The 12,950-nt window shown below is 67.6% G+C and carries 8 protein-coding genes; 6 read left to right on the top strand and 2 right to left on the bottom strand.

The features are described 5' to 3' along the window. The first annotated feature begins 479 nt into the window (after window positions 1-479). A complete protein-coding gene (gene amaB, locus ACTJLD_RS14695) occupies window positions 480-1,991 on the top strand; it encodes an L-piperidine-6-carboxylate dehydrogenase (protein ID WP_021161161.1) in 1,512 nt (503 codons plus the stop codon). A gap of 122 nt (window positions 1,992-2,113) precedes the next feature. Here the strand turns inward: amaB and ACTJLD_RS14690 are convergent, their stop codons facing one another. Beyond that, window positions 2,114-4,570 carry a DUF3772 domain-containing protein gene (locus ACTJLD_RS14690; protein WP_027790542.1) on the bottom strand — a complete coding sequence of 819 codons (2,457 nt, stop codon included), beginning with the start codon at window positions 4,568-4,570 and terminating at the stop codon, window positions 2,114-2,116. Between the two features lie 454 nt (window positions 4,571-5,024). On the opposite strand from ACTJLD_RS14690, the gene ACTJLD_RS14685 reads away from it, so the two are divergent. The 4 genes from ACTJLD_RS14685 to ACTJLD_RS14670 all read left to right on the top strand — a co-directional run bounded on the left by ACTJLD_RS14685 (window position 5,025) and on the right by ACTJLD_RS14670 (window position 10,515). Then, complete coding sequence (locus ACTJLD_RS14685) at window positions 5,025-6,443, top strand: MFS transporter (protein ID WP_027790543.1); 1,419 nt, start codon at window positions 5,025-5,027, stop codon at window positions 6,441-6,443. 398 nt (window positions 6,444-6,841) lie between these two features. Further along, window positions 6,842-8,170 carry a hypothetical protein gene (locus ACTJLD_RS14680; RefSeq protein ID WP_440659127.1) on the top strand — a complete coding sequence of 443 codons (1,329 nt, stop codon included), beginning with the start codon at window positions 6,842-6,844 and terminating at the stop codon, window positions 8,168-8,170. A gap of 169 nt (window positions 8,171-8,339) precedes the next feature. Next, window positions 8,340-9,452 (top strand): porin, encoded by a 1,113-nt coding sequence (locus tag ACTJLD_RS14675; RefSeq protein WP_440659125.1) that lies wholly within the window; start codon window positions 8,340-8,342, stop codon window positions 9,450-9,452. Window positions 9,453-9,462: 10 nt separating this feature from the next. Beyond that, window positions 9,463-10,515 (top strand): nucleoside hydrolase, encoded by a 1,053-nt coding sequence (locus ACTJLD_RS14670; RefSeq protein WP_440659123.1) that lies wholly within the window; start codon window positions 9,463-9,465, stop codon window positions 10,513-10,515. A gap of 48 nt (window positions 10,516-10,563) precedes the next feature. Here the strand turns inward: ACTJLD_RS14670 and ACTJLD_RS14665 are convergent, their stop codons facing one another. After that, window positions 10,564-11,475: a LysR family transcriptional regulator gene (locus ACTJLD_RS14665; protein ID WP_027790547.1), complete on the bottom strand. Its 912-nt coding sequence runs from the start codon at window positions 11,473-11,475 to the stop codon at window positions 10,564-10,566. 94 nt (window positions 11,476-11,569) lie between these two features. Between ACTJLD_RS14665 and ACTJLD_RS14660 the strand changes: the two genes are divergently transcribed. Further along, complete coding sequence (locus ACTJLD_RS14660; protein WP_021161168.1) at window positions 11,570-12,919, top strand: NCS2 family permease; 1,350 nt, start codon at window positions 11,570-11,572, stop codon at window positions 12,917-12,919. The last annotated feature ends 31 nt before the right edge of the window (window positions 12,920-12,950 follow it).

Genomic DNA, 12,950 nt, shown 5'->3' with positions numbered 1-12,950 from the left:
GTGGCGGCCGGCGGCGCGCCGGGTGCGTTGCACCTCGACGTCGCAACGATTGTGTGTGCCCGATGCACGGCCGGCAAACGATATTTCCGCACAGGGTGATGCAGGATTGTCATCAACTTGCGTCGAGTTGCGACGCGTCCTCGTGCCCGTCTGCAGGCTTTGGAAACGTCCCATATCGGCGCGCAAGCGCATCGGATCGGCGTGCCGAGTTGTTGCGTTTTCGGAATGAAGTCGTGAGTTAATATCAATAGCGGCCCGACTTGTGGCCACCGACAATGTGTTTCATGGATCGTGCCTTGCGAGGCGGGAGCGCGCCGTCCGGCCGGGCTTCCGGCGGTGGCGCGGCGCGATGCGCCGTGCGGCGCACCGGGCCTGCCGCGCGGCGCATCCGCTTGCACAGGGCGCGCGAACGCGCTCCAATCGAATCACGCGGGCGGCGCTGCCGCCGCACCGATCAATCTGTCCCTGAAGAGGAAGTGATGCAATTCAACGACATTCTTGCCGCGCTCGATATCGATCTCGCCCAGTGGAAAGGCAATGCGCTGACCGCGCGTTCGCCGCTCGACGGCGCGACGCTCGCGACGCTGGCCGTCGACACGCCCGCCGACGCCGAGCGCAAGATCGACGCCGCGCACGACGCATTCCTCAAGTGGCGCACGGTGCCGGCGCCGGTGCGCGGCGAGTTCGTGCGCGTGTTCGGCAACGTGCTCCGTGAGCACAAGGCCGAACTTGGCCGCCTCGTCACGCTCGAAGCCGGCAAGATCACGTCGGAAGGCCTCGGCGAAGTGCAGGAAATGATCGACATCTGCGATTTCGCGGTCGGCCTGTCGCGCCAGCTCTACGGCCTGACGATCGCATCCGAGCGCCCGGGCCACCGGATGATGGAAACGTGGCACCCGATCGGCGTGTGCGGCGTGATCTCGGCGTTCAACTTCCCGGTCGCGGTGTGGGCCTGGAACGCGGCGCTCGCGTTCGTGTGCGGCGATTCGGTCGTGTGGAAGCCGTCCGAGAAGACGCCGCTCACCGCGATCGCGTGCCATGTGCTGCTCGAGAAGGCGCTCCGCGAGTTCGAGAAGACGCATCCGGGCGTCGCGCCGAAGGGCCTGAGCCAACTGGTGCTGGGCATGCGCGATGTCGGCGAGGTGCTGACGGCGTCGAAGAAGGTGCCGGTCGTCAGCGCGACCGGCAGCGTGCGGATGGGCCAGGAAGTCGCGAAGGTGCTGAGCCAGCGTCTCGCGCGCGGCATCCTCGAACTCGGCGGCAACAACGGGATGATCGTCGCGCCGAGCGCGGACCTGGATCTCGTGGTGCGCGCGGTCACGTTCGCGGCGGTCGGCACGGCCGGCCAGCGCTGCACGACGCTGCGCCGCCTGATCGTGCATCGCAGCCTGGTCGAGCAACTGCTGCCGCGCATCGAGAAGGCCTACGCGTCGGTGAAGGTCGGCAACCCGCTTGAAGAAGGCACGCTGGTCGGCCCGCTGGTCGATCGCGCATCGTTCGATGCGATGCAGAAGGCGCTGGGCGACGCACGCGAACAGGGCGGCGAGGTGAAGGGCGGCGAGCGCGTCGACGTCGGTCACGCGGATGCGTACTACGTGCGTCCGGCCATCGTGCGGATGCCGAAGCAATCGGCCGTGGTCGAGCGCGAGACGTTCGCACCGATCCTGTACGTGATGGTCTACGACAACTTCGACGACGCGATCGAACTGCACAACGCGGTGCCGCAAGGGCTGTCGTCGGCGATCTTCACGAACGACATGCGCGAGGCCGAGCAGTTCATGTCGGCAGCGGGCAGCGACTGCGGGATCGTCAACGTGAACATCGGCACGAGCGGCGCGGAGATCGGCGGCGCGTTCGGCGGCGAGAAGGAAACGGGCGGCGGCCGCGAGTCGGGTTCGGATGCGTGGAAGGCGTATATGCGCCGCGCGACGAATACGATCAACTACAGCCGGCAGCTGCCGCTGGCGCAGGGGGTGAAGTTCGACGTGTGAGGCGGGGCGCCCGAAATCGGGCGCCGTGCGTAAACGAGAAGGGCCGGTTACCGCGTTGCGGTACCGGCCCTTCGTTTCTTCCGGTGCGGACGGTGGAGCGCGCGATGCGTCTCCATGCGTCGCTATGCGTTGCCTGCCTCTCCGATTGCCGGCATGTTCTGCACGACCAGCATCTGCGGGCTCGACAGCGTGATCCCCGCCGCGCGCAACTGCTTGAGGATCTCGAACAGCAGATCGCTCTTCGTCGAGCTCGCGATCCGCGGGCTCGACACGTAGCCCGTCACGCTCAGCGTGATCCCGTCCGGCGTGAGCTGGCTGAACGTGACCGACGGCGCCGGCTTCTCGAGGATCGCCTGGTGCTCGCGGTACGCGTCGAGCAGCAGGTCGCGCACCTGCTCGGGATCGGTGTTCAGCGGGAACGTCAGCACCAGCGTCGCGACGCCCTGCGTGCTGTTGCCCATCGTCACGTTGCGCACGTTCTGCGATATCAGCTGCGAGTTCGGCACGATCACGGTCGAGCGGTCGCTGAGCTGGATCTCGGTCGCGCGGACGTTGATGCGGCGGATGTCGCCTTCGACGCCCGCGATGCTGACCATGTCGCCGACCTTCACCGGGCGCTCGGTCAGCAGGATCAGCCCCGACACGAAGTTCTTCACGATCTCCTGCAGGCCGAAGCCGATACCCACCGACAACGCGCTGACGATCCACGCGAGGTTGTTCCACCGCACGCCGAGCAGCCCGAGTGTCATCAGCACCAGCAGTACGTAGCCGACGTTGGTGAACAGCGTGATCAGCGATACGCGCATCCCGGTATCCATGCCCAGCGCGGGCATGAACTCGCTGTCGAGCCAGCGTCGCAGCGAGCGCAACAGGTAGAAGCCGATCGCGAACCCGATTACGGCGTTCAGGATCCGGTCGGGCATGATGTTCAGGCTCTGCAGCCGCTGGCTGCCGATCATCGCGACCGCGCTGTCGAGGAGATCGCCCGGGGTCGTGCCGAAGCCGCCCGTCACCAGCGCGATGGCCGCGATCAGCATCAGCAGGCTCGTACCGAAGCCGGACAGCACCGTGCGCGCCTGGTCGAGGTGGCGGTCCTCGAGCGCGAACAGGTGCTTGATCTGCTGCCCCGTCGACAGGCTCGACGAGAACAGGCTTTCGCTCGCGTCGCGCGTCAACTGGATCAGGATGTAGGTCGTGCACAGCACGATCTCGAACCACACGAGTTCGTACGTGATGAAGCGCGCGACCGTGACGTAACCGATCAGGAGTGCGATCAGCGATGCGACGATCGCCAGCGTGACGCAGGCATGGATCAACCCCGCGAGCGTCGAGCGCTGCTCGGGTGCCTCGCCCGCCGCCGCGAGCGCGGCGCGCGCGCGGTTGGCGCGCAACAACGACGCGCCGACCGTCAGCGTGACGACGAGCGACACGATGCCGCGACCGAACAGCGTGACCGACAGGCTGGTGTCGACGATCCGGTTGATCGATTCGAGCGTGCCGGACACGAGCAGCAGCGCGGCCAGGATGCCGGGGAACGGCTTCATTGCGAGCGCGACGGGATCGGCGAGCGCGGGGAGGCGCCACGACGGATGCTTCGTGCAGAGCAGTGCGCGGCCGAGCCCGGCGATCAGTGCGCAGGTCGCGGCGAGCTTCGCGAACTGGTCCCACAGATCGGTCAGCCCCGGCGTGAGGTCGTAACGGCGCGCGACGGCGAGGTAAAGGATCTGAACGGCAACGGCGGTGGCCAGCAGGGTCGACAGCGCGATGGACAGCGCCAGCGCGCTGCGGCGCAAGCGGGTGGCCGGCAGGCGGTTCACGCAGAACCAAGCGAGCCCGCGCTCGAGGAGCCGGCGGCCGCCGAGCCAGGCCGCGATCGCGGCAATCAGCAGCAGCGCGGTGATCGCCTTTTGTCCGGGCACCCACGACGAGCGCAGCATGTCGTGGATTTCTTCGTCGAAGTCCCCGAGCCGCTGGGTATCGTCCGGCGAAAGATGGAACAGCGGCAGCCAGAACTGCGCGCTGAAAATGCCGCCTGAACGGAACGCGAGCTGGTTCTTCAGCAGGCTGCGATGCAGCTTCGCGAACTGTTCGGCGAGGTTCGTGAGGTTGGTCTTCTGGTCGGCGGCCTGCTTCAGCGCCGCATCGAGCTGCGTCTTGCGCGCGTCGAGCGTGGCCCGTTGCTTCGCGACGGCTGCCGTTTCCGGCGCGGCGCCCTCGGCGGGCGGCGGCCCGAGCACGTCGAGCTGTGCCTGAATCTGCGCGCGTTGCGGCGTGAGATCGCTTTGCAGTTTCACGACGTCGGCACTCAGCTCCTGCGCCGAGTCGTCGAGCGCGTCCAGCTCCTTGCTGCTCGACGCGGTCGAAGTCTGCTGCTTGATGCGGTCGAGCTCGACCTGCATCTGCTTGAGCTGCGCGACGGCGTCGTTCAGCGAGATGGCGGGCACGGGCGCGCCGACGCCGCTTGCGCCCGGGGCGGAAGCGGCCTCCGGAAACGCCGACGCGGTTGCGATCGCAGCGAACTGCAGCAACGCGATCAGCGCGATCCGGCGAGCGTACGTGGATAGTCGTTGTATGGACATGGAATGCTTACGATTTGCCGACAAGGCCGGGCGCCGAAAGGTGCCCGGAAGCCGGTGGTTGGCCCGGTAGCATGTTACCGGGGTGTGGAACGCGTGGTTGTACTGATTGCGTGCCCCGTTTGTGGAGATTCCGGCGGCGTGCGGCCGAGCGAAACGGCGCATCAGGCCCGGACGGTGGGGCCGGCGCCGCCGCGATGCGTCGCCGCGTCGCCGTTCCTGCGCGTTTTCCGTACCCGACAGACGGTTACGAAAGTTACACGTTGGTCCGCCCAAAAATGGGGCGCCCGAATCGGTTCGACGTACGGCGTGCAGCCGGCCCGTCGTCGCGCTCCGGATATCGGGGCCGGGGTGCGCTCGCGTCGGACGGACGTGCCGGTACAATGCAGCGATTCGCCCGACGGCGGCTCGAAGGTCGCCGGACAACTACACGACACGAACAGGAGACGCGCCCACGATGGCCTCAACGGACAGCCTTTCGCAGGCACCCGCCCAATCCCCACCCGTCGACCCCGGCTCCATCTCGGCCCGCCTCGACCGCCTGCCGCCCACGCGTACCGTCTGGAAGCTCGTCGTCCTGCTGAGCCTCGGCTTCTTCTTCGAGCTCTACGACCTGCTCTACAGCGGCTACGTCGCGCCCGGCCTCGTGAAAAGCGGCATCCTCTCCGCGACGACGCATGGCCTGTTCGGCACCACGGGCGTCGCGAGCTTCATCGCCGCGCTGTTCTCGGGCCTCTTCATCGGCACGATCGCATGCGGTTTCCTCGCCGACCGCTTCGGCCGCCGCGCGATCTTCACGTGGTCGCTGCTGTGGTACACGGCCGCGAACGTCGTGATGGCGTTCCAGGACACCGCGGCCGGGCTGAACTTCTGGCGCTTCGTCGTCGGTCTCGGCCTCGGCGTAGAGATGGTGACGATCGGCACATACATCTCCGAGCTCGTACCGAAGCAGATCCGCGGGCGCGCATTCGCGTGCGAGCAGGCGGTCGGGTTCGTCGCGGTGCCGGTGGTCGCGTTCCTCGCCTACCTGCTCGTGCCGCACGCACCGTTCGGCCTCGATGGCTGGCGCTGGGTCGTGCTGATCGGCGCGCACGGTGCGCTGTTCGTGTGGTGGATTCGCCGCGAACTGCCAGAAAGCCCGCGCTGGCTCGCGCAGCAGGGCCGGGTCGACGAAGCCGACCGCATCATGCGCGCGCTCGAGGCGAAGGTCGAAGCCGAATACGGACGGCCGCTGCCGCCGCCGGCGCCCGCCGAGCCCGTGCCGCCGCGCGGCAGTTTCCGCGACATGTGGGTGCAGCCGTATCGCAACCGCACGATCATGATGACGATCTTCAACGTGTTCCAGACGGTCGGCTTCTACGGCTTCGCGAACTGGGTGCCGACGCTGCTGATCAAGCAGGGCATCACGATCACGTCGAGCCTGATGTATTCGAGCGTGATCGCGCTCGCCGCACCGGTCGGCCCGCTGATCGGCCTCGTGATCGCCGACCGCTTCGAGCGCAAGTCGGTGATCGTCGCGATGGCGGCGGCGATCGTCGTCTGCGGGCTGCTGTTCAGCCAGACGACGGTCGGCGCATTCCTGATCGTGCTCGGCATCGGCCTCACGCTCGCCAGCAACATCATGTCGTACAGCTTCCACGCGTATCAGGCCGAGCTGTTCCCGACGTCGATCCGCGCACGGGCCGTCGGCTTCGTCTATTCGTGGAGCCGCTTCTCGGCGATCTTCTCGTCGTTCGTGATCGCGGCCGTGCTGAAGGGCTTCGGCACCTTCGGCGTGTTCGCGTTCATCGCGGGCGCGATGGTGATCGTGATGGCCGCGATCGGGTTCATGGGGCCGCGCACGAAGGGCATCGCGCTCGAAGCCATCTCGAAGTGACCGGCGATCGTGCACGCGTGTCGCACGCTTCGTGCTGCATGCGTGCCATGCGATGGCATCGCGCTGCGCGGCCGGTGCGTACGGCTCGTCGGGAATGATCCGGTTTCCGAATCGATTCGGCGAAGCCCTCGCACCGCGGCGAAAAAGCAGCGCCCTTTGTCGGACTCGAATGTCCAATCAGCAAGATTGCCATGCATCGAAAGATGCAGGCGGCAACGAGTTGAAACAAAGCGTGACGAAGCGCAAATTCGCCGTGAAACTGCGACTTGCGTCGCTGAAGATTCCTGTTCGGACGCGTAGAATGAAGGGCCTGACGACTCATTAGCCGCCATCGGACCGTACGCGTTGCATCGGCGAACGGCTCCGCCGCGAAGAGGCGTCGGCGCCGGGCGCACACGATGCGCCGGACGTGTCGATGGCTCGCGCGGAAGATGCGCCGCCCGCAATTGCAGCATGCGGCGGCCGGATCGGCCGATGGCTTCGAACGTATGATGCTTTTCAGCCTGACGCGGCGCATGTCGAAGTCGCGTTGCCGCACCCGCACAGTCGCCGCGTATGTGTCGCTCGCTGTTGCACTGATCGTTCCCGTGCTTGCCGGGCAGCCCGCGTTTGCCGCGTCCGACGTTTCGTCGTCCGTTGCTCCGTCATCCTCATCAGTTGCACCGCCCGCGTCGGCGGCGTCTCATGCGCATCGTGGCTTGCCTGCGCATGCGTCGTCGGGGGCGTCGGCCGTACAGCCCGCGTCTGCAGCGTCGCACGAGCGTCATGCGGAGCCTGCCAGCGCGGTATCGGGTGCATCGACTGCTTCCGGCACTTCCGCTGCCGACGTCGCCTCAGCCGCTTCCGCCGCCGCGCCCGCTTCCGCCGCTTCCGCCACCGCCGCGAGCGAGGCCGAAGCACCCGCGCCGACACCGCCACGCCGTCATCCGCCGCTATCGGCCGAAGAGGCGAAAAATGCGACGGCGCGCGCGGTCGACATGCGCAAGCGCTTCACGCAGGAAGTCACGCGGCGCCTGAACGTGCCCGCAAGCGAGCAGCGCGCCTACAGCCAGCGGCTCCAGGAGGCGCTCGCCGATGCGGATCTCGGCGACCTCGCCGGCGAATACGTCGCGATGGTCGACCGCGCGCCGAACGTGCAGGCGCTCTTCATCTACTTCCGTGCAACGCCGGCCAACGCGTGGCTGATGATCGGCGCATCGCCGGTCGGCACCGGGCTGCCGGGCAAGTACGACCATTTCCTGACGCCGCTCGGCGTGTTCCATCACTCGCCCGACAACATGGATTTCCGCGCGGAAGGCACGACGAACGAGAACGGCATTCGCGGCTACGGCCGCCGCGACATGCGCATCTACGACTTCGGCTGGGTGGACGGCGAGCGCGGCTGGGGCAAGGGCGGCGTGTCGCCGATGCGCTTCCAGATGCATGCGACCGATCCCGACCGGCTCGAAGCGCTGCTCGGCATCCGGCACTCGAAGGGCTGCGTGCGGATTCCCGCGTCGCTGAACACGTTTTTCGATCGCCACGGCCTGCTCGACGACGATTATCAGGCGCGTGTCGAGGCCGGCAAGTCGCTGTGGGTGCTGCGTCGCGACCGCGACATCACGCCGATCGCGGGCCGTTATCTGGTCGTGGTCGACAGCGCGCGCAAGACCCGCCCGGCCTGGTCGCCGATGCCGGGGCGCAATGCGTGGTCGAAGGTGCCGAAGGGCGGCGACACGGCGGATTGACCGCCGGTCCGCGGGGCTGACGGCTGCTGGCGATACCACGATGAGAATAAATCCGTTTTATTGATACATAAGAAAAGCAAACTTTTATTATCCGATCCGGGTTCGTATAGTCGAGGCCAGTTTCGCGGAACCCCGCCGCGCCTGGACCACCACCGATCACACGACCCGCATGAAAACTCTCTACAAGCTCGCCCCGCTCGCGATGCTCGGCGCCTTCGCGACGCATGCCAGTGCGCAAAGCAGCATCACGCTGTACGGTCTCATCTCGGCCGGTGTCGGGTTCGCGACCAACCAGGGCGGCAAGAACGCCTGGCAGGCGCTGTCCGGCACGAACCAGAACCCGCGCTGGGGGCTGAAGGGCAAGGAGGATCTTGGGCAGGGGCTGTCCGCGATCTTCCAGCTGGAGAACGGCTTCAACGTGATGACGGGCACGGCCGCGCAGAACGGCCGCGAGTTCGGGCGGATGGCCTACGTCGGCCTTGCCGACCGCACCTACGGCTCGCTGACGTTCGGCCGCCAGTACGATGCGATCCACGACTACATCGGGCCGGTGATCATCGCGAGCAACGGCGTGAACATCGGCGACAACGACAACGGCTACAACGACATCCGCGTGCAGAATTCGGTGAAGTACGTGAGCCCGGTGTACCACGGCCTGAAATTCACCGCGCTGTACGGCTTCAGCAATGCGACGGGCTTCGCGAACAACAGCGCCTACAGCTTCGGGCTCGGCTACGAGCAGGGCCCGCTGCGCTGGAGCGTGGTCTACGCGCAGTACAACCACCCTTACAGCGCGACGAACCAGGACGGCGCGATCGCGAACGACTACGCGTCGCCGCTGCTGATCTTCAGCAAGAGCGCGATGACGCCCGCGGCTTACGCCAGCCGGCAGCGGATCGCGGGCACCGGCGGTTTCTACACGATCGGCCGCGCGCAGTTCGCCGCGATGTTTACCGACGTGCGCTACGATTACCTCGACAATTCGCACCTGCACCTGCAGAACCTCGGCGTGAACATCGTCTACACGATGACGCCGCAGCTCTTTCTCGGCGCCGCGTATGCGTTCACGAACGGCAAGTACGACGTGATCGACAAGCGGCCGAAATGGCACCAGGTGAACCTGCAGGCCGATTACTACCTGTCGAAACGCACCGACGTCGCGCTGACGGTGATCGCGCAGCAGGCGGCCGGCGACGCGGACCATGCGCAGATCTTCGCGTATGCGCGCTCGACCGGCACGCGCCAGATGATGGCGACGCTCGGCGTCCGGCACGTTTTCTGAGCGCCCGACCATGACCCATCCGATTGCATCCCGCCGCACCTTCCTGAAACTGTCCGCCGCGCTGGCCGGCACCGCGCTGCTGCCCGAAACGGGCGCGTTCGCCGCCGGCGGCGATGCCGCGCGCCGCACGGTGATCATCGATACCGACCCGGGGCAGGACGACGCCATCGCGATTCTGTTCGCGCTGGGCGCGCAGGACCGCCTCGACGTGCGCGCGCTGACCGCCGTCGCGGGCAACGTGCCGCTCGACCTGACCGAGCGCAATGCGCGGATCATCCGCGACTGGGCCGGCCGCACGAAAACGCTGCCGGTCTACGCGGGCTGCCCGCGGCCGCTCGTGCGCGAGCTCGTGACGGCCGCGAACGTGCACGGCAAGACGGGGCTCGAAGGCGTCGAGCTGCCCGCGCCGCGCGCGCCGCTTGCCGCCGGCCACGCGGTGTCGTATCTCGTCGATACGCTGAGCCGCGCGGCGCCGAACAGCGTGACGCTGTGCGCACTCGGCCCGCTGACGAACATCGCGACCGCGCTGGTCGAGGCGCCGCAGATTCGCGGGGCGCTGCGCGAGATCGTGCTGATGGGCGGCGCGTTCTTCGAGCGCGGCAACATCACGCCGGCCGCCGAGTTCAACATCTATGTCGATCCGCAGGCGGCCGAAGTCGTGTTCGGCAGCGGCGTGCCGATCGTCGTGCTGCCGCGCGATGTCGCGGTGAAGGCGCCGATCACGCCGGCGCGCGTCGCGCCGTTCCGTGCGCTCGGCAACCGCTGCGGCGCGGTCGTCGCGGACATCATGGATGCCGAACTCGCGTACAACAAGAAGCGGCGCGGCGCTGAAGACGCGCCGATGTACGACCCGACCGCGGTCGGCTACCTCGTCGATCCGACGCTGTTCGGCGGGCGCAAGGTGAACGTGATGGTCGAGACGACCGGGCAGTGGACGCTCGGCGAGACCGTCGTCGACTGGAACGGGCGCAGCGGCCGCGCGGCGAACGCGACGTGGATCAACGAGGTCGACGCGGACCGCTTCTATGCGACGCTCGTCGAGCGTATCGCGAAGCTGCCCTGAGCGCGGACGCTCGTGCGGCGAACGGCGAACCGCACTCGGTCGACGCCATCAGATGTGCTTCGCAATCCACTCGCGGCACGTACGGACATGCGGGCCGCGATCGTCGCCGGCGAGCGAGATCAGCGAGATCGCCCGCGTGACGCGCGGCTTGTCGACGCGCAACGCAACGAGTTCGGGATCGTGCAGATGCATCGTATAGAGGCTCGGCAGCACGGCGGTCGCGAGGCCGTTGCGCGCGAGCGCGTAGAGCGGCTCGGTGTATTCCATCCGGTACGTGACGTTCAGGCGCAGCTTCTCGGCGCCGCCGGTGCGATGCAGCGATTCGCTGACGCTGCCGCGCACGAACACCGCGAGCTCGCGATCGACGAGCTTCGCCCACGTGACGCTCTTCGCGCGGGCGAGCGGATCGTCGTGCCGCACGACGATCACGATCTCGTCCTCGAACAGCTGCCGGTAGCGCAGCGTGCCGTCGTCGCTGTCGGGTTCGCGTACGCCGATGCCGAGATCCGCGACGCTGTCGCGCACGGCCTCGACGAGTGCGCTGTTGGGCAGGTCGGTGAGCGTGAAGCGCAGCGTCGGGTGGGCGTCGCGCAGTGCGTTGAGCGCGGGCAGCAGGCGGCCGGCGACCGACGGGATGAACGCGATGCGCACGGTCTGGATGCGTTCGCCGATGAGCCGCGTCATGTCGTCGAAGGTGCCGCGCGCCTGGTTGAGCAGGCGTTCGGCGAGCGGCAGCACGGCTTCGCCAGCGGTGGTGAGCGTGAGCCGGTGCGCGGAACGCGCGAACAGGCGCCCGCCGAGCAGGAACTCGATCTGGCGGATCGACGCGGTGAGCGCGGGCTGCGTGAGCGACAGCGCCTGCGCGGCCTGCGTGAAGCTGCGTGCGTGGGCGAGCACGACGAAGTGCTGGACCTGCCGCAGCGTGAGCGCGGGCAGCAGCGACGAGCGGTCGGACGACATCGGGCAATAACGGTCGGGATACGGTACGCGGCAGTATAAGACCGCGCTGCGTGCATCGACACAGGACAATATTCGGAATCACAGGAGAACCACCATGTCAGCGACTGACACGATGCCGGCGCGCGCGCCGGCCAACTGGCTCGAACGCCGCTTCGCGCTCGCCGCGCGCGGCACGAGCGTGCGCACCGAGACGATCGCGGGCGTCACGTCGTTTCTCGCGGCCGCGTACCTGCTCGTCGTGATCCCGTCGCTGCTCGCGACGGGCGGCATGGAGCGCGGCGCGGCGACGACCGCGACGATCGTCGTGTTCGTGCTGTTCACGACGCTGATGGGGCTCTACGCGAACCTGCCGTTCCTGGTCGGCCCCGGCATCGGCGGCTCGGTGATCATCGGCGTGACGCTCGCGACGACGGAGCATGTGGGCTGGCAGACGGGCCTCGGCATCGCGTGCGTGTCGGGCATCCTGTTCTTCCTGCTGACGATTCTCGGCGCGCGCGGCGTCGTGATGAAGCTGATACCGGTGCAGATCAAGCTCGGGCTCGGCGCGTCGATCGGGCTGTTCGTGACGATGCTCGGGCTGCGCAATGCGGGGATGGTCGTCGCGAACGCGAAGACCAACGCGTTCGCGCTCGGCGATTTCTCGCGGCCGGGTGCGCTCGTCGCGCTGATCGGCCTGGCGGTCGCGATCGTGCTGCAGGCACGCAAGGTGCCCGGCGCGATCCTGATCGCGATCCTCGTCGCGGCAGCGGCGGGCGTGCCGCTCGGCGTCACGCACCTGCCCGCGTCGTTCGTGTCGCTGCCGCACAGCATCGCGCCGATCGCGTTCAAGCTCGACATCGGCAGCGCGTTGAGCCTCGCGGCCGCGCCGTACCTGTTCGCGTTCTTCGCGGCGGAATTCTTCTCGACGCTCGGCACCGCGCTCGCGGTCGGCGCGAAGGCGAACCTGCTCGACGAACAGGGCAACCTGCCGAACATCAACCGGCCGTTCCTCGTCGATTCGCTCGCGGCGACGATCGGGCCCGTGTTCGGCATTCCCGCGCTGACCGCGCTGATCGAATCGGCGGCAGGCGTCGAGGCCGGCGGCCGCAGCGGGCTGTCGTCGCTGGCCGCGGCCGTGCTGTTCGCCGCGATGCTGCTGTTCGTGCCGGTCGCGCTCGCGATCCCGAAAGAGGCGACCGCGCCGGCGCTGATCCTGATCGGGCTGTCGATGTTCGCAACGATCCGCCATACGCATTTCGACGACTTCACCGATGCGCTGCCCGTGATGTCGATGGTGCTGCTCACGCTGATGTCGAACAGCTTCGGCACCGGCATCGCGGGCGGGCTGCTGTGCTACGTGCTCGTCAAGCTGCTGGCCGGCCGCCGGCGCGACGTGTCGTGGGGGCTCGTCGTGCTCGCGCTGCCGCTCGGCTATTACTTCTGGACCGTCGTGAAGCCGCACTGAGAGACGGCTTTCGCGACGTATCGGCACTACC

The organism is Burkholderia sp. 22088 (assembly GCF_052045915.1).
GTDB classification, from domain to species: domain Bacteria; phylum Pseudomonadota; class Gammaproteobacteria; order Burkholderiales; family Burkholderiaceae; genus Burkholderia; species Burkholderia cepacia.
The sequence above is the reverse complement of the archived record's forward strand: the minus strand, read 5'-3'. Positions and strand labels throughout refer to the sequence as shown.